Origin of the sequence: Azospirillum ramasamyi (assembly GCF_003233655.1) — a bacterium.
Classification (GTDB): domain Bacteria; phylum Pseudomonadota; class Alphaproteobacteria; order Azospirillales; family Azospirillaceae; genus Azospirillum; species Azospirillum ramasamyi.
Window position 1 is genome coordinate 866,819 of record NZ_CP029829.1, and the last position, 17,027, is coordinate 883,845.

At 67.4% G+C, this 17,027-nt stretch carries 17 protein-coding genes; 9 read left to right on the top strand and 8 right to left on the bottom strand.

Annotated elements, in window-relative coordinates; translation table 11 throughout:
- Window positions 1-32 precede the first annotated feature (32 nt).
- From bamA to gloA, 7 genes are all read left to right on the top strand, one after another.
- A complete protein-coding gene (gene bamA, locus DM194_RS03975) occupies window positions 33-2,321 on the top strand; it encodes an outer membrane protein assembly factor BamA (protein ID WP_425457281.1) in 2,289 nt (762 codons plus the stop codon).
- A 1-nt stretch (window position 2,322) separates the two neighbouring features.
- Window positions 2,323-2,976 carry an OmpH/Skp family outer membrane protein gene (locus tag DM194_RS03980; protein ID WP_111066028.1) on the top strand — a complete coding sequence of 218 codons (654 nt, stop codon included), beginning with the start codon at window positions 2,323-2,325 and terminating at the stop codon, window positions 2,974-2,976.
- Window positions 2,977-3,192: 216 nt separating this feature from the next.
- Complete coding sequence (gene fabZ, locus DM194_RS03985; protein WP_111066029.1) at window positions 3,193-3,675, top strand: 3-hydroxyacyl-ACP dehydratase FabZ; 483 nt, start codon at window positions 3,193-3,195, stop codon at window positions 3,673-3,675.
- The gene (lpxA, locus tag DM194_RS03990) at window positions 3,672-4,466 is read left to right on the top strand and encodes an acyl-ACP--UDP-N-acetylglucosamine O-acyltransferase (protein WP_111066030.1); all 795 of its coding nucleotides are present in this window, start codon (window positions 3,672-3,674) and stop codon (window positions 4,464-4,466) included. The genes fabZ and lpxA overlap by 4 nt, the downstream gene beginning before the upstream one ends.
- 12 nt (window positions 4,467-4,478) lie before the next feature.
- A complete protein-coding gene (locus tag DM194_RS03995; protein ID WP_111066031.1) occupies window positions 4,479-5,321 on the top strand; it encodes an LpxI family protein in 843 nt (280 codons plus the stop codon).
- Complete coding sequence (gene lpxB, locus DM194_RS04000; protein ID WP_111066032.1) at window positions 5,318-6,526, top strand: lipid-A-disaccharide synthase; 1,209 nt, start codon at window positions 5,318-5,320, stop codon at window positions 6,524-6,526. The genes DM194_RS03995 and lpxB overlap by 4 nt, the downstream gene beginning before the upstream one ends.
- A 40-nt stretch (window positions 6,527-6,566) precedes the next feature.
- Entirely contained in the window at window positions 6,567-6,962 is a 396-nt protein-coding gene (gene gloA, locus DM194_RS04005; protein WP_111066033.1) for a lactoylglutathione lyase, read from the top strand.
- Window positions 6,963-7,021: 59 nt separating this feature from the next.
- Here the strand turns inward: gloA and ftrA are convergent, their stop codons facing one another.
- A complete protein-coding gene (gene ftrA, locus DM194_RS04010; RefSeq protein ID WP_111066034.1) occupies window positions 7,022-8,002 on the bottom strand; it encodes a transcriptional regulator FtrA in 981 nt (326 codons plus the stop codon).
- Between the two features lie 87 nt (window positions 8,003-8,089).
- Here ftrA and DM194_RS04015 point away from each other — a divergent pair, with 87 nt between their 5' ends.
- On the top strand, window positions 8,090-8,488 hold the full coding sequence (locus DM194_RS04015) for a rhodanese-like domain-containing protein (protein WP_111067737.1): 399 nt from the start codon (window positions 8,090-8,092) through the stop codon (window positions 8,486-8,488).
- 9 nt (window positions 8,489-8,497) lie between these two features.
- Here the strand turns inward: DM194_RS04015 and DM194_RS27995 are convergent, their stop codons facing one another.
- The 3 genes from DM194_RS27995 to gltX form a co-directional block, all read right to left on the bottom strand.
- Window positions 8,498-8,671 (bottom strand): hypothetical protein, encoded by a 174-nt coding sequence (locus DM194_RS27995; RefSeq protein WP_162629958.1) that lies wholly within the window; start codon window positions 8,669-8,671, stop codon window positions 8,498-8,500.
- Between the two features lie 22 nt (window positions 8,672-8,693).
- Window positions 8,694-10,007, bottom strand: a complete 1,314-nt coding sequence (gltA, locus tag DM194_RS04020; RefSeq protein ID WP_111066035.1) for a citrate synthase — start codon at window positions 10,005-10,007, stop codon at window positions 8,694-8,696.
- 100 nt (window positions 10,008-10,107) lie between these two features.
- A complete protein-coding gene (gene gltX / locus DM194_RS04025) occupies window positions 10,108-11,514 on the bottom strand; it encodes a glutamate--tRNA ligase (RefSeq protein WP_111066036.1) in 1,407 nt (468 codons plus the stop codon).
- A 258-nt stretch (window positions 11,515-11,772) separates the two neighbouring features.
- Between gltX and DM194_RS04030 the strand changes: the two genes are divergently transcribed.
- The gene (locus tag DM194_RS04030; protein WP_246024278.1) at window positions 11,773-13,824 is read left to right on the top strand and encodes a ComEC/Rec2 family competence protein; all 2,052 of its coding nucleotides are present in this window, start codon (window positions 11,773-11,775) and stop codon (window positions 13,822-13,824) included.
- 77 nt (window positions 13,825-13,901) lie between these two features.
- Here the strand turns inward: DM194_RS04030 and lexA are convergent, their stop codons facing one another.
- The 4 genes from lexA to DM194_RS04050 all read right to left on the bottom strand — a co-directional run bounded on the left by lexA (window position 13,902) and on the right by DM194_RS04050 (window position 17,023).
- Complete coding sequence (gene lexA, locus DM194_RS04035) at window positions 13,902-14,627, bottom strand: transcriptional repressor LexA (RefSeq protein WP_111066038.1); 726 nt, start codon at window positions 14,625-14,627, stop codon at window positions 13,902-13,904.
- A 197-nt stretch (window positions 14,628-14,824) separates the two neighbouring features.
- Complete coding sequence (locus DM194_RS04040; RefSeq protein WP_111066039.1) at window positions 14,825-16,054, bottom strand: molybdopterin molybdotransferase MoeA; 1,230 nt, start codon at window positions 16,052-16,054, stop codon at window positions 14,825-14,827.
- A 4-nt stretch (window positions 16,055-16,058) separates the two neighbouring features.
- Window positions 16,059-16,553, bottom strand: coding sequence for a cyclic pyranopterin monophosphate synthase MoaC (gene moaC / locus DM194_RS04045; RefSeq protein ID WP_111066040.1), 495 nt, complete (start codon window positions 16,551-16,553; stop codon window positions 16,059-16,061).
- Window positions 16,550-17,023, bottom strand: coding sequence for a GNAT family N-acetyltransferase (locus DM194_RS04050; protein WP_111066041.1), 474 nt, complete (start codon window positions 17,021-17,023; stop codon window positions 16,550-16,552). Before DM194_RS04050 ends, moaC begins: the two co-directional genes overlap by 4 nt.
- Window positions 17,024-17,027: the final 4 nt, after the last annotated feature.

Sequence of the window (17,027 nt, forward strand, 5' to 3'; positions counted from 1 at the left end):
TTCTGGTGGCGGGCCTGCTGGCCGGCTGCGCCATGACGACGGTGTCTGTCGCCCACGCCCAAACCGCCGCCTCGCCCGGAAGGGCGCCCGCGGGTTCCGGGTCCATGGTCGCCCAGGTGTTCAGCGGCGGTACGGTGCGCGATATCCGGGTCGAAGGCACCCAGCGAATCGAACCGTCCACGGTCCGCTCCTACCTGACGATTCAGCCCGGCGACCAGTTCGATCCCGAACGGATCGACCAGTCGTTGAAGGCGCTGTTCAACACCGGCCTGTTCGCGGACGTGGTGCTGAAGCGCGAAGGCGATGCGCTGGTGGTGACGGTGGCCGAGAACCCCATCATCAACCGCATCGCGTTCGAGGGGAACCGGCGCATCGACAGGGAGACGCTGGAGCGGGAAATCCAGCTGCGTCCCCGCGTCGTCTATACGCGCACCCGCGTTCAGAACGATGTTCAGCGTATCCAGGAGATCTACCGCCGCCAGGGCCGATTCGCCGCGACGGTCGAGCCGAAGATCATCCAGCTCGACCAGAACCGGGTCGATCTGGTCTATGAGATCAATGAAGGCGCGCGCACCGGCGTGCGCGGCATCACCTTCATCGGCAACCAGCATTTTTCCGACGGAACTCTGCGCGAGGCCGTTCAGACCAAGGAATCCGCCTGGTGGCGCTTCCTGTCGTCCGACGACAACTATGATCCGGACCGTCTGAACTACGACCGCGACCTGCTGCGCCGCTTCTACCTGAAGGAAGGCTACGCCGACTTCCGCGTGGTCTCGGCCGTGGCGGAGCTGACGCCCGACAAATCGGACTTCTTCATCACCTTCACCATCGAGGAAGGCGATCGCTACAAGTTCGGCAAGGTGGACATCAACACCTCGCTGAAGCAGCTCGACCCGGCCGTGCTGCAGAACAGCGTGACCACCACCGAAGGCGACTGGTACAACGCCCAGAAGGTCGAAGACACGATCACGAAGCTGACGAACGCCGTCGGCGATCTGCAGTACGCCTTCGTGGATGTACGGCCGCGGATTTCGCGCAACCGCGAGAACCGCACCATCGACATCATCTATGAGATCAACGAGGGGCCCCGCACCTTCGTCGACCGCATCGACATCACTGGCAACGTCCGTACGCTGGACAAGGTGGTGCGCCGCGAGATGCTGCTGGCTGAAGGCGATCCGTTCAACGCGTCCAAGTTGAGGCGGTCCGAGCAGCGCATCAAGGATCTGGGCTTCTTCGAGCGCGTGAACATCACCACCGCCGAAAGCAGCGCGCCCGACCGCACCATCGTGAACGTCGACGTGGCCGAGCAGTCGACCGGTGAAATCTCGATCGGTGCCGGTTTCTCGACTTCCGACGGTCCCTTGGGCGACTTCTCGATCCGCGAGCGCAACCTGCTCGGCCGCGGTCAGGATCTGCGCCTGGGCGCCACACTATCGGGCCGCCGCCAGCTGTACGACATCTCCTTCACCGAGCCGTACTTCATGGACCGGGACCTGTCGGCCGGTGTCGACCTCTTCCGGACGCGCTACAACTACCAGGACGAGAGCTCGTTCAACGAGAAGAACACTGGCTTCGCCCTGCGCCTGGGCTATCCGCTGAGCGAGCACCTGCGCCAGCGCGTCTATTACCAGCTGCAGGACACGCTGATCGAGGAAGTGCCGCTCACCGCGTCGAAGTACATCCAGGAGCAGCGCGGCGAACGCGTGACCTCGCTGATCGGCCAGGAGTTGACCTACGACGTCCGCAACAGCAAGCTGACGCCGACCGAGGGCTATTTCATCCGCCTCACCAACGACATCGCCGGTCTCGGCGGTTCGGTGCGGTTCCTGCGCAATAAGCTGGCCGCCGGATACTACATCCCGCTCGGCGAGGACCAGTGGGTGCTGAGCACCACGGGTGAGATCGGCTATATCCACGGTCTCGGCCAGAAGGTGCAGTTGGGCGACCGCTTCTTCATCGGCGGTGATACGTTGCGCGGCTTCAACACCGCCGGCATCGGTCCGCGCGACGTGTCCACCGGCGATGCGCTGGGCGGTACCCGCTATGCCCGCGCCTCGGTGGAAATGAGCTTCCCCTTCGGCCTGCCGGAAGAGTTCGGCCTGCTCGGCCACGCCTTTACCGATGTCGGCACGCTCGGCAAGGTCGACATCAACGATCCGAACGTGAAGGATGACGAGACCATCCGCGTCTCCATCGGCACCGGCGTGTCGTGGAAGTCGCCGTTCGGGCCCATCCGGCTCGATGTCGCGCTGCCGATCCGCAAGGAAGGCTACGACGAGAAAGAGCTCATCCGCTTCAGCTTCGGAACCAGGTTCTAAGATGAAATTCTCCCAGTCGAAGGCGCCGTTCCGCGTCGCCGTCCTGTCGGCCGTCACGGTCGCCGGCCTCCTGTTCGCCGCCACCTCGGCTCAGGCCCAAAGCCAACCGAAGGCCGAGGCTCCGAAGACCGAAGCCCCCAAGCCGGCGACGGCCACCCCGCCGGCTCCCGGTGCGGAACTGAAGGCCCCGATCATCGCGGTGATCGACGTCCAGAAGATCATGCAGGAGTCCACGGCGTCGAAGGGGATCACCAAGTCCTTCGAATCGCTGCGCGATTCCTACCAGAAGGAAATCTCCGCGCTGGAGGACAAGCTCCGCAAGACCGAGGACGAACTGCGCAAGCAGCAGACCGTCCTGTCGCCGGAAGCGCTCGCCACCAAGCGCCGCGATTTCGAGAAGCAGGTCGCCGAGGTTCAGAAGACGGTCCAGACCCGCAAGCGGGCCCTGGAGACGGGGCTGAACGACGCGATGGCCGTCGTTCACAAGACGATGGTCGATGTGGTCGCCGAGATCTCGCGCGAGCGCGGCGCCAACCTCGTCCTCGCCCGCCAGCAGTTCGTCCTGGTCGATACCCAACTCGACGTCACCGATGCGGTGATGGAGCGGGTGAACAAGAAGCTGCCGCAAGTCGCGCTGAACGTTCCCAAGCAGTGACGCATACCTGAGCAGGGCCGTCGCCATCCCGACGAGGGAGGGTGACGGCCCTGTTGCGTATCCGGGTTCGGCGGTTGCGGTCGCCGCGGAAATGGGGCAAGAAGGCGGAGCAAACAAAAAGGTGCCGGCGCTTCCCTGGCGGGACGGCGGTGCCCGTTCTCCCGGTTCGGAGAATGGTGAACCCTATCGGTTGGTGGAAAGGCGGGCGGCCGGATAATGGACGTGACGGCGGACAACAACGCGCACAGCAATAAGATCGACGACATCGACATCACGCGGATCATGAAAATGATCCCGCATCGCTACCCGATCCTGATGATCGACCGGGTGATCGATGTGACGCTGGGCGAAGGCGCCACCGGCGTGAAGAACGTCACGATCAACGAGCCCTTCTTCCAGGGCCATTTCCCGTCGCGTCCGGTAATGCCCGGCGTGCTGATCATCGAGGCGATGGCGCAGACCTCCGCCGTGCTGGTGGTCGCCACGCTCGGGCCGGATGCCGAAGGCAAGCTGGTCTATTTCATGACCGTGGACGAGGCGCGTTTCCGCCGTCCGGTCACCCCCGGCGACACCATCCACATCCACGTGACCAAGCAGCGCCAGCGCGCCAATGTTTGGAAGTTCAAGGGCGAGGCCAAGGTCAACGGCGTCCTCGTCGCCGAAGCCGTCTATTCCGCCATGATCCTGGACGAAAAATGACCGTTTCCATCCATCCGTCCGCCATCGTCGATCCCGCGGCCAAGCTGGGCGAGGGCGTCAACATCGGCCCATTCTGCGTCGTCGGTCCCGACGTCACGCTGGGCGACGGCGTTCGGCTGGTTTCCCATGTGGCTGTGGACGGGCGCACCAGCATCGGCGCCGACACCGTCATCTATCCCTTCGCGTCCATCGGCCATCGTCCGCAGGACCTGAAGTTCCACGGCGAGGCGTCCGAACTCGTCATCGGTGCCCGCAACCAGATCCGCGAGCATGTGACGATGAACCCCGGCACCGAGGGCGGGGGCATGATCACCCGCGTCGGCGACGACGGGCTGTTCATGATGGGCTCGCACGTCGCGCATGACTGCATCGTCGGCGATCACGTCATCCTGGCAAACAACGCCACGCTCGGCGGTCATGTGACGCTGGGTGACTATGTGATCATCGGCGGGCTTTCGGCGGTGCGCCAGTTCGTGCGCATCGGTTCCCACGCCATGATCGGCGGCATGTCGGGCGTCGAGAACGATGTGATTCCCTTCGGTCTGGTCATGGGCGACCGCGCCCGTCTGGCCGGCCTGAACCTCGTCGGGCTTGAGCGGCGCGGCTTCAAGAAGGACGACATCCACGCGCTCCGCGCGGCCTACCGCATGCTGTTCGGGCCGGAGGGTACCTTCGCCGAGCGGGTGGAGGAGGTCGGTCGCGACTTCGGCGAGCGTGCGCTGATCTCCGACGTGCTGTCCTTCATCCGTGCCAAGGAAGCGCGTTCCCTCTGCCAGCCGCGCGAGAGCTGAGGCTGCCGGCCGATGGCCGATACCCGACAGGTTGCCGGTCCGAAATTGGCGATCCTGGCCGGTGGCGGTACGCTGCCGGCCAGGATCGCGAGCGCGGTGCGCGGGCAGGGGCGTGAAGTCTTCGTCGTCGCGTTCGACGGACACACCGACCCCGAGACCGTCGCCGGTCTGCCGCATCTGTGGAGCCGCTTCGGCGCTGCCGGCACCATCCTCCGCCGTCTCCATGAGGAAGGCGTGGGGGAGGTCGTGCTGGCCGGGCCGGTGAAGCGTCCGTCCTTCACGGAACTGATGCCGGACTGGCGCACAGCGCGGTTCCTTGCCCGCGTCGGAACCCGCGCGCTTGGCGACGACGGTTTGCTGCGCGCCGTGGTGCGCGAGGTGGAAGAGGACGGCTTCCGCGTCGTCGGTCTCCATGAACTGCTGAAGGATCTGTTGACCACGCCCGGTCCGGTCGGACGGCTCTCCCCGGATGCGGACGCGGAGCGTGATATCGCCCGCGCGGTCGAGGTCGCCCGTGCCATGGGGGCGCTGGATGTCGGACAAGGAGCGGTGGTCCAGCAGGGCATCGTCCTGGCTGTCGAGGCCATCGAGGGTACCGACGCCATGCTCGACCGTTGTGCCGGCCTGTCGCGGCCGGGGCCGGGCGGCGTGCTGGTCAAGGTGAAGAAGCCCAAGCAGGACCGCCGCATCGATCTGCCGACCATGGGCGTCACGACGGTGGAGAAGGCCGCCGCAGCCGGGCTGCGCGGCATCGCCGTCGAGGCCGGCGGCAGCCTTTTGGTCGATCGCGCGGCGGTGGCGGCGGCGGCCGACCGGCTCGGTCTGTTCGTCACCGGCATCGAGATTCCGCAATGACCATCCACCCGACGGCCGCTGAGGTGGCCTGCGACGGCCCGACCCTGTTCCTGATCGCCGGCGAACCGTCGGGCGACGCGCTGGGCGCGCGGCTGATGGCGGCGGCCAAGCGGTTGACCGGCGGCAAAGTGCGCTTCGTGGGTATCGGCGGCGAGAAGATGACGGCGGAGGGACTGGTCAGCCTGTTCCCCATGGGCGAACTGACCCTGTTCGGCATCTTCGAACTGCTGCCGCATCTGCCGAACCTGATCCGCCGCATCGACCAGACGGTTGCGGAGATCGTCCGGCTGCGGCCCGACGCCGTGGTAGGCATCGATTCGCCCGGCTTCACCGTGCGCGTGGCCAAGAAGGTGCGGGCCGCCGAGCCAGCCATTCCGCTTGTCCACTATGTGGCGCCCACGGTTTGGGCCTGGAAGCCCAAGCGTGCGGCCAAGTATGCCGCCATCTATGACCACCTTCTCGCGGTGCTGCCCTTCGAGCCGCCCTATTTCGAGAAGGAGGGGCTGGCCTGCACCTTCGTCGGGCATTCGGTCGTCGAAGGTGGTGCGGGGAAGGGTGACGGGGGAGCGTTCCGCGAGCGGCATGGCATCGCGCCGGATGAGCGGATCGTCGCCGTGCTTCCGGGCAGCCGCAAGGGAGAGGTATCCCGCCTGCTGCCCGATTTCCGGGCGACGTTGGAACTGTTGCGTCCAGCGCATCCGAACCTGGTGGCTGTCGTCCCGACGGTGGCGACGGTGCGCGACCGCGTTGCCGCCGCCATCGCCGATTGGCCGCTGCGCACGCTGCTGGTCGAAGGGGATGCCGAGAAGTACGATGCCTTCGCGGCGGCGGAGGCGGCTCTAGCCGCTTCGGGCACCGTCGCGTTGGAACTGGCGCTCGCGCGGCTGCCGACAGTCATCGCCTACCGGCTGAATCCTGTCACCGTCGCGCTTTATCGCCGGCTGATCCAGGTGAAGTACGTCAATCTCGTCAACCTGATGCTCGATCGGATGCTGGTTCCGGAACTGCTGCAGAAGGACTGCCGCCCCGATAGACTGGCGGCCGAGTTGCGCCGTCTGCTCGACGATCCGGCGGCGCGCCAGACGCAGATCGACGGCGTGGCGGAAGTGGCCCGCTGGCTGGGGCAGGGGGATACCCCGCCCAGCGAACGGGCCGCCCGCGCCATCCTGGACCTCGTCGAAGAGCACCGCACAAAAAACGACTGAACAACCGCCCAGTTAACCGCCAAGCGGGAGAATAGAGACCATGAGCGAATTCCGTCTGCTGCATACGATGCTGCGCGTGCTGGATCTGGAGAAGTCACTGGACTTCTACACCCGGCTGCTCGGCATGAAGCTGCTGCGCCGCAACGACTACGAGGGCGGCCGCTTCACCCTGGCCTTCGTCGGCTATGGCGAAGAATCCGACACGGCGGTTCTGGAACTGACCCACAACTGGGACCAGAAGGAGCCGTACGAGATCGGCACCGCCTATGGCCATATCGCGCTCGGCGTTCCCGACATCTACGGCACCTGCGAGAAGCTGGCCGCGGAAGGCGTGAAGATCCCGCGTCCGCCGGGTCCGATGAAGCACGGCACCACCGTCATCGCCTTCATCGAGGATCCGGACGGCTACAAGGTTGAGCTGATCGAGACGAAGTGACGTTTCGCGGCTTAACCGTTTTCGACAGGGGCGCGGCCGGTAGCGGCTGCGCCCTTTGTTTATGTGGCGGGCGCCGGATCGCGTCGGAAGCGTGACCGGTAGGTCGCCGGACTGATCCCCAGACGCCGGCGGAAATGATGCCGCAAGGTGGCGGCGGAGCCGAAGCCGGCAAGCGTCGCAACCTCTTCCACCGGCAAGGTTCCGCGTTCCAGCAGATCACGGGCGCGGTTCAGCCGCTCCGTCGCCAGCCATTCGCCGGGCGTGGTGCCGGTCAGTGCCTGGAAGCGGCGCAGGAAGGTGCGCAGGCTCATGCCGGCGCGTGAGGCCATGCTCGGCAGGCTGTGGTCCTCCGCCAGGGTTTCCCGCAGATGGTCGAGCAGCGGTCCCAGGCGGGCGCCTTCACAGGCGATGGGCACCGGTGCCTCGATGAACTGGGCCTGCCCGCTCTCGCGGTGCGGCTGGACCACCAGGCGGCGGGCGACGCTGTTGGCGGCCTCGGGTCCGAAGTCGCGGCGCACCAGATGAAGGCAAAGGTCGATGCCGGCCGCGCTGCCGGCAGAGGTCAGGATGTTGCCCTCGTCCACATAGAGAACGTCGGGCACCACGCGGATGTCGGGATAAAGCTCCCCGAGGGTTGCGGCATAGCGCCAGTGGGTGGTCGCGCGGCGGCCCTTCAACAGATCGGCGGCGGCCAGCACGAAGGCGCCGGAGCAGATCGAGAGGATGCGCGCTCCCCGGCCATCGGCCCGGCGCAGCGCCTCCGTCAGTCGGACAGGCACCGGTTCCCGAGCGCCGCGCCAGCCGGGAATGACGATGACGTCGGCTTGGTCGAGCAGGTCGAGCCCGCCATCGGCCTCGATGCGGATGCCGCCCATCGCCCGCAACGGGCCGGGATCGAGCGCGGCGACGGCGAAGCGATACCAATTGGGGCCAAGCTCAGGGCGTGGAAGACCGAACACCTCGACGGCCACGCCGAACTCGAAGGTACACAGGCCGTCATAAGCGAGCGCGACGGCAAGCGGTGGCATGGCAATTGGCATGATCTGAACGATAGCTGGCAGTCACGCCACTTTCCAGCGGATGCGGCGATTGGAATGATGCCCGCGAAGCCCGATCAGGAGAGCATCATGGCCAGTCTCGTCACCGAAATTCCAGCCGCATCACCGGCGGATGCCGCCGCCCATTTCGCCCGCAAGCTGTCGTTGGAGACCGATTGCTGGGATGTGCATGAGTCGCTGAAATCCGGCGGTCCCGATTTCGTGCTGCTCGATGTGCGTGGACCGGCGGCTTTCGCCGAAGGGCATGTGCCGGGTGCACTGAACCTGCCGCATGGCAAAATCACGGAAAGGCGGATGACGGAATGGCCGGCGGGCACGCTGTTCGTCGTCTATTGCGCCGGCCCGCACTGCAACGGCGCGGATCGCGCGGCCTTGCGGCTGGCGCGGATCGGGCGGCCGGTCAAGCTGATGATCGGCGGCGTGACGGGATGGATCGACGAGGGATTCGTGCTCGAAAGCGGGAACTGAGAGCCAGCCTCAGATGAAGACAATCCCGGCGATCAGGGCGGCGATCAGCAGATAGACGATCATCCGGCGCAGCCGCCAGCCAAGCGGTGCCCGGTTGTCGTTGGCCGGCGCGCGCAGACGCACGCGCCGGGCCGGAACGATGTACGCAGTCGGATCCTGGGCGGCTCCGTTGGAGCCGCCCATTCCGATATGGGCTGTGGGCCGGTTAGCCACGCTTGTCCAGCGGCACGAACGGCCGCTTGGTGTCGCCGGTGTAGAGCTGACGCGGACGGCCGATCTTCTGCACCGGATCCTCGATCATCTCCTTCCACTGGCTGATCCAGCCGACGGTGCGGGCCAGCGCGAACAGCACGGTGAACATGCTGGTCGGGAAGCCCATCGCCTTCAGGATGATGCCCGAATAGAAATCGACGTTCGGATAGAGCTTCTTCTCGATGAAGTACTCGTCCGACAGGGCGATCTTCTCCAGCTCCATCGCGATGTCCAGCAGCGGCTCGTCCTTGATGCCGAGCTCGCCGAGAACCTCGTGGCAGGTCTGGCGCATGACCTGGGCGCGCGGGTCGTAGTTCTTGTAGACCCGGTGGCCGAAGCCCATCAGGCGGAAGTTGTCGTTCTTGTCCTTGGCGCGGCGGACGAACTCGGGGATGCGGTCGACCGAGCCGATCTCCTCCAGCATCTTCAGCACGGCTTCGTTCGCGCCGCCATGGGCCGGACCCCACAGAGAGGCGATGCCGGCGGCGATGCAGGCGAACGGGTTCGCGCCCGACGAACCGGCCAGGCGGACCGTCGAGGTCGAGGCGTTCTGCTCGTGGTCGGCATGCAGGATGAAGATCTTGTCCATCGCCTTGGACAGGATCGGGTTGACCTTGAACGGCTCGCAGGGCGTGCCGAAGGTCATGTAGAGGAAGTTCTCCGCGTAGGACAGGTCGTTGCGCGGATACATGAAGGGCTGGCCGGTCGAGTACTTGTAGGCCATCGCCGCGATCGTCGGCATCTTGGCGATCAGGCGGTGCGCGGCGATCTTGCGCTCCTGCGGATCGTTGATGTCCAGCGAGTCGTGATAGAAGGCCGACAGGGCGCCGACGACGCCGCACATGATCGCCATCGGGTGGGCGTCACGGCGGAAGCCGCTGTAGAACTTGGTCAGCTGCTCGTGCACCATCGAATGGCGGCGCAGGATGTTCTCGAACTCCGTGCGCTCTGCCGCGGTCGGCAGGTGGTTGTTGAGCAGGAGGAAGCAGACTTCCGGGAAGGTGGAGTTCTCGGCCAGCTCATCGATGGCGTAGCCGCGGTGCAGCAGGACACCCTCGTCGCCGTCGATGTAGGTGATGCCCGACTCGCAGCTGCCCGTAGAGGTGAAGCCCGGATCGTAGGTGAAATAGCCGGTGGCGGCGTAGAGCTTGCGGATGTCGATCACGCTCGGCCCGACGCTGCCGTGCAGGACCGGCATCGTGACCTGCTTGCCCGTTTTATTGTCGATGAGGGTAACGGTATCCTTGCCGTCCTCAGTCTGGGTCATCTCGGCACGTCCTTATCGTTGAGGGTCGGGCTTAACGCCCTTTTTTCGTCGGCGCAGCATAGTTCCAAGGCTGCCCGATGGCAACGCACGGAAATGACCATTATGCTGCACCTGCTGCATCGCGGATGCGAGAAAGCGTTACTTCCCGGCCCAACAGTTCGGCTACCTCGAAGATCGGCGGCGACACCGTCGAACCGGTCAGAGCCGCGCGCAGCGGCTGCGCCACCTTGCCCAGCTTCTCGCCCCGCGCCTCGGCGAAGGCGCGCACCTGCGCCTCCAATGCCGCGGCGGTGAAATCCGGTTCCCCGTCAAAGGCCTCTGCCAGTTCCCTCAACAGGCCGCGGCCTTTTTCGTCCAGCAGCGCGGATGCTTTTTCGTCATAGCTGAGGGGCTGCGCTGCGACATAGAAGCGCGCGCTCTGGGCCAAGTCGACGACGGTGCGGGCCCGCTGCTTCAGGCCGTTCATCGCCCGCGTCAGAAGGTCGCGATCCGCATCGGTCAGGCTGCGGCCCAGCTCGGCCTCCAGCCGCGGGGCGATCAGCCCGACCAGCCGGGAGTCGTCGGCCAGACGCATATAATGGGCGTTCAGGTTTTCCAGCTTGGCGAAGTCGAAGCGCGAGGGCGAGCGGCCGATGCTCTCCAGGTTGAACCACTCGATCGCCTGCTCGGTCGAGATGATCTCGTCGTCGCCGTGCGACCAGCCGAGCCGCAGCAGATAGTTGCGCAGTGCTTCCGGCAGATAGCCCATGTCGCGGTAGGCGTCGACGCCCAGCGCGCCGTGGCGCTTGGACAACTTGGCGCCGTCCGGCCCGTGGATCAGCGGGATATGGCCGAAGCGCGGCAGATCCCAGCCCATGGCGTTGAAGATCTGGATCTGCCGGAAGGTGTTGGTCAGATGGTCGTCGCCGCGGATGACGTGGGTCACGTTCATGTCGTGGTCGTCCACCACCACTGCCAGCAGATAGGTCGGCGTGCCGTCGGCGCGCAGCAGGATCAGGTCGTCCAACTGGGCGTTCTGCACCGTCACCTCGCCCTGGACGAGGTCGTTTAGGACCGTCTGGCCTTCCTGCGGCGCCTTCAGGCGGATGACGGGGGCGACGCCGGGAGGCGCGTCGGACTCGGGGCGGTCGCGCCAGCGGCCGTCATAGCGCATCGGCAGCCCGGCGGCCTTCTGGGCGGCGCGCATCTGCTCCAGTTCTTCCGGGCTGCAATAGCAGCGATAGGCCTTGCCGGCGGCCAGCATCTGGTGCGCCACCTCGGCATGGCGGTCCTTGCGCTCGAACTGGCTGACCGCGTCGCCGTCCCAATCCAGGCCCAGCCACTTCAGCCCGTCCAGGATGGCGTCGACCGCCGCCTGGGTCGAGCGTTGCCGGTCGGTGTCTTCGATCCGCAGCAGGAACTTGCCGCCGGTGTTGCGGGCATACAGCCAGTTGAACAGGGCGGTGCGGCCACCGCCGATGTGCAGAAAGCCGGTCGGCGACGGAGCGAAGCGGGTGACGACGGTCATCGGTCTCTCAATTTCCGGTTCGGCGCTGGTATGATGCGCCGGTGGTTCGACACCGAGGTTTAACACAGCCACCGGGTTGGGAGGCAATGCGATGCGCGCATGGACGGTCAATGAGGGGCACGCGGAAAGCATCCCTGCGCCGGAAAGCCCTCAGCGGTGACGGCCGCCGGCTGGTCCGGGGAGGAGTCGGAGGGGCCGGCCGGAGCCGGTGGGCGGTGGCGGGGCCTGCGGTTCCACATCGGGAGGCGACTCGCGGCCTTGGCCGAGGCGGAGGGGCAGCGCTGGGTCCTGTGGCTCCCCGTCGCCTTCGGGGCGGGTGTGTCGCTGTATTTCGGCCTGATGCGGGAACCGGACCGGTGGATCGGGCTTGCGGCTTGCGGGGTCTGTGCGGCGCTGCTTCTGGTCCTGCGCCGCCGCTTCGCGCTGTTCGGCGCGGTGATGGTGCTGCTGATGATGGCGGCGGGGTTCATGGTGGCGCAGGGGCACAGCGCGCGGGTGGAGGCGCCGGTGCTGACCCGCATGGTCACGGGCGCGGTCGTCACTGGCCGCGTGATGGCGGTGGAGCGGCGCCCGGGCGCCACCCGCATCACGGTGCGGGAACCGACGGTCAGCCGGCTGCCGCCTGAGCAGACCCCGGCCATGCTGCGCATCCGCCTGCCCGACCGCCATGCGGCGCCAGACCCGGGATCGGTGGTGCGCCTGCGCGCCACGCTGCTGCCGCCCCAGGCGCCGGCCGAACCGGGCGCTTTCGACTTCCAGCGGCGGGCCTGGTTCATGGGGCTGGGCGGCACCGGCTTCGCCACCGGTGCGGTGGAACTGGTCGAGGCACCGCCGGTCACGGGCTGGCAGGTGGTGGCGGTGGCCTTCGAGCGGGCGCGCGGCGCGATCGCCGAGCGGGTGGCCGCAACCATCGGCGATCCGGTGGAGGCGAGGGTCACCACGGCTTTGCTGAACGGGGAGCAGTTCGGCATCCCGGATGAGACGCTCGAGGATTTCCGCAACAGCGGGTTGGCGCATCTGCTGTCGATCTCCGGCCTGCATGTGGGCATTGCCGCCGGCATCCTGTTCTATGTGGTCAGGGCCTTGCTGGCGCTGGTGCCCTTCATAGCCTTGCGTTGGCCGATCAAGAAGATCGCGGCGCTGTTCGGCATCCTGTCGGCCTTGGCCTATACGTTGCTCGTCGGAGCGCCGCTGCCGACCGTGCGGTCGGTGCTGATGACCGGCATGGTCATGGGCGCGATCATGCTGGACCGCCACCCGCTGAGCATGCGGCTGGTCGCCTTCGCCGGTCTGGTCACCATCGCCATGGACCCGGAAGGGATGCTCGGCCCAAGTTTCCAGATGTCCTTCGCGGCGGTGGTGGCGCTGATCGCCGCCTTAGAGCGCGGCAGTCCGCGGCTGGCGGAATGGCGCAACGAGGCGGGATGGTTTCTGCGCAGCCTGCTCTATGTCGGCGGCATCCTGCTGACCAGCGTGGTGGCGACGCTGGCGACGCTGCCCTTCTCGCTTTTCCATTTTCAGCAGATCGCCTTCTATGGCGTGTTGTCCAACCTGATCGCCATTCCCATCACCTCCTTCTGGGTCATGCCGTGGAGCCTGATCGTCTACGCGCTGATGCCATTCGGGCTGGAGGCGCCGGCGCTGATCGCGATGAACTGGGGCGACCGGGCGGTGATCTGGACCGCCGAGTTCTTCGGCCGGCTGCCCGGCGCCTCGCTGACCATGCCGGCGATGCCGATGGAGGGGTTCGCGGTGCTGGTGCTGGGCGGCATCTGGCTGTGCATCTGGACCCGGCGATGGCGTTGGCTGGGATTGCTGCCGATCCTGGCGGGGCTGGCCTCGCCGGCTTTGGTGACGCGGCCGGACGTGCTGGTCTCGGGGGACGGGGCCGTGATGGCGGTGCGGCTGGCGGACGGTCGCCTCAGCGCTTCGGGCAAGACCGGGGGCCGGGTCGTCGAAACCTGGCGGGAACGCGACGGCGAACGCGCGGCGGCGGATCCCTGGCCGGCGGCTGGAGGATGGAGCGAGGGTGGGCGGTCGTTGAACTGCGATGCGCTCGGCTGCCTGTACCGGGGCGGGGGACGAACTGTCGCCCTGCCGCGGCTGCCGGATGCCCTGGACGAGGATTGCGGGGCGGCCGATGCGGTGGTGACTGCGGCGGTGGCGCGGAGGTGCCGGGCCGGCGTCGTTATCGACCGCTGGGCGCTGCGTCACGAGGGGGCGCATGCGCTGTGGCTGACGGAGGCGGGGGTGGAGGTGGAGACGGTGCGCGGGATCAGGGGAGACCGGCCCTGGACCGGGGGGAGGTGAGGGATGACCGAGGTTTTGCCGCCTCACCGACCCTCTCCCGCGTGAGCGGGGGAGGGATAGGGAGGGACGACAGTGGCTCAGTACTTGCGGACCAGACCGACCAGCTTGCCCTGCACGCGGACGCGGTCGGCGCCGAAGATGCGGGTTTCATAGGCGGCGTTGGCGGGTTCCAGGGCGATGGTGTGGCCCTTGCGGCGCAGGCGCTTCAGCGTCACTTCGCCTTCATCGACCAGCGCCACGACGATGGTGCCGTTCTCCGCCGCGTCGCAACGCTGGATGATGACGGTATCGTGGTCGAGGATGCCGGCCTCCACCATCGAATCGCCCGAGACCTCCAGCGCGTAGTGGTCGCCGGCGGTCAGCATCGAGGCGGGGACGTCGACGAAGGCGCTGTTGTCGCGCAGGGCCTCGATCGGCGTGCCGGCGGCGATGCGGCCGTAGAGCGGGAGCTGCACCGTCTCGTTCGCCGCGGCCGGGGTGGGGGCGGGCGGAGCGGCGTCGCGGCCGGCGAAGGCGAAATCGCCTTTGATTACGTTGGGCTGGAACTTCGGCTTGGGCGCGCCGCCGCGGGCGCGGGCGGCGTCGATGCCCTCGGGAAGGCGGAGAACCTCCAGGGCGCGGGCGCGGTGGGGCAGGCGGCGGATGAAGCCGCGTTCCTCAAGGCCGGTGATGAGGCGGTGGATGCCCGACTTGGACTTCAGCCCCAGGGCGTCCTTCATCTCGTCGAACGACGGCGAAACTCCGCCCTGGCCGAGCCGTTCGTGGATGAACAGCAGCAATTCGTGCTGCTTGCGCGTGAGCATGGATGCCTCCCGGCCGTCGCCAGACTGAAGATGGAACAAAAACTAAACGTTGCTCCATGTTCTAGTTTGGTTCCTGCCGCGCGTCAAGCCCTCCATCGGCTTCTTTCAGAACTTGAGTGGAACATCCGAAACACCGTGGAACGGATTTCAGGGTGGTGTTCAACTGTTCCATCGTCTGTCAAACGCCGTGTTCAAGTTTAGATGCTGAGCGCCCCGTCGGTCAAAGGAAGCACGCCGACCAGGGCGCCGGCAGGTTCCGGATCGGCGTTGGGCGGGCGGGGAATCAGGCAGTCGGCCCGGGCGTAGAGCGAGGTGATGGCGCTGTCCTGCCGGGCGAAGGGGGTGACGGTGAGGACGCCATCCGGTCCGGCGGCCAGGGTGGCGCGCAGATATTCCTCGCGCCGGTCGTTGGCCCTCAGCGCGACGGTCAGACGGGCGCGCAGGGGCGGGCGGTCGTCCTCGGGCGGCAGGCCCTGCAGCAGGCGCAGAACCGGGCGCAGGAACAGGACGGCGGTGACCCCGGTCGAGACCGGATTGCCGGGCAGGCCCAGCAGCGGCACCCCGCCGGCCCGGCCGAACATCAGCGCCTTGCCCGGCCGCATCGCCACGGTCTGCACCTCCAGCGACACGCCACGGTCGGCCAGCACGTCGCGCACGAAGTCGTAATCGCCATGCGAGGCGCCGCCGGTGGTGACCAGCAGATCGCAGCCGGCGGCGCCCTTCGCCATGGCGGCGACGCTGTCCGGCGTGTCCTTGGCGACGCCGAGATTGTGGGCCAGTCCGCCCTGGGCGGCGACGAGCGCGCAGAGGCCGAGCGCGTTGGTGCTGACGATCTGGCTCGGCCCAAGCGGATCGCCGGGCAGGGCGATCTCGTCGCCGGTGGCGAGGATGGCGATGCGCGGCCGGCGATGGACCGAAAGCCAGGGCACATTGCCGCCGGCGGCCAGCGCGATGTCGCGCGCGGTCAGCCGGCGGCCCTTGGGCAGCAGTTCCTGCCCGAGCGCGAAGTCGAAGCCGGCCTGACGGACGAAGCGTCCGGCGGGGACGGCGCGGCCGACGCGAACCGTGGCGTCGTCGGCGCTGCAATCCTCCTGCATCACGACGGCGTCGGCGCCATCGGGCAACGGCGCGCCGGTGAAGATGCGCACCGCTTCGCCGGGACCGACGCCGCCGCCGAAGGCATGACCGGCGGAGGATTCGCCGATGCGGCGCAGGGAAACGGGGGCGTCGGCGGTCGCGGCGGCGATGTCGGCGGATCGCACCGCCCAGCCGTCCATGGAGGAGGCGTGGAAGGGCGGCTGGGTCAGCCGGGCGACCACCGGCTCGGCCAGCACGCGGCCGAGCGCGTCGGGCAGGGCGACGGTCTCCGCCGGCAGAGGGGCGAAGGCCGACAGGATTCGGGCGCGCGCCTCCGCGACGGAGATCATGGCGTCAGCCTCCCGCCGACGGCGCGGTCGCGCCCCACTCGCCGCTCTTGCCGCCGGCCTTGTGCAGCAGACGGACGTCGGTGACCGTCATGCCGCGGTCCACCGCCTTGCACATGTCGTAGACGGTCAGGGCGGCGATGGTGACGGCGGTCAGCGCCTCCATCTCCACGCCGGTCTGGCCCTTGAGTTTGCAGGTGGCTGTCACGTCGACCGCGTTGCGCGCGGGGTCGCAGGTGAGGTCGACCTTGACCGAGGTCAGCATCAGCGGGTGGCACAGCGGGATGAGGTCCGGCGTGCGCTTGGCCCCCATGATTCCGGCCAGCCGGGCGACCGACAGAACGTCGCCCTTCTTCACCCCGCCCTGCATGATGAGCGCGAGGGTTTCAGGCTGCATCAGCACGGCGGCGGCGGCGGTGGCGGTGCGTTCGGTGTCCGCCTTGTCGGACACGTCGACCATCACCGCCTTGCCGTCGGCGTCGAAATGGGTGAAGCCGGTCATCGGACGATCTCCCGCAGGGGTTTTTCCATGAAGACGCTGACGCCGTTCTCTTCGTAGCAGGCGTAGGGTCCGCGCCCGGTGAATCCGGCCTTGCGGTAGAGCCCCAGCGCCTCGTGCTGGTGGATGCCGGATTCGAGCAGCAGGGCGCTCAGCCCCTCCGCCCGCGCCTGTTCCTCCAGCCGCGCCAGCAGGCGGTCGCCGACGCGGAGGCCGCGGGCGGCGGGATCGACATACATGCGCTTGACCTCGCCATAGCCGGTCGGATCGACGCGCAGTGCGGCGCAGCCGACCGGCACGCCGTCCTTGCGGGCGACGAAGAAGCGGAGGTCCGGCGCCTCCAACTCCGCGATGTCGAGCAGGTGGCAGGTGTCGGCCGGATAGAGCTCCAGCAGATAGCGGTCCAGCGCCGCAACCAGCGCGACCACCGATTCCTGGCGCGGGCTTTCCGCGGCTATCGCGATCTCCGGCATCGGT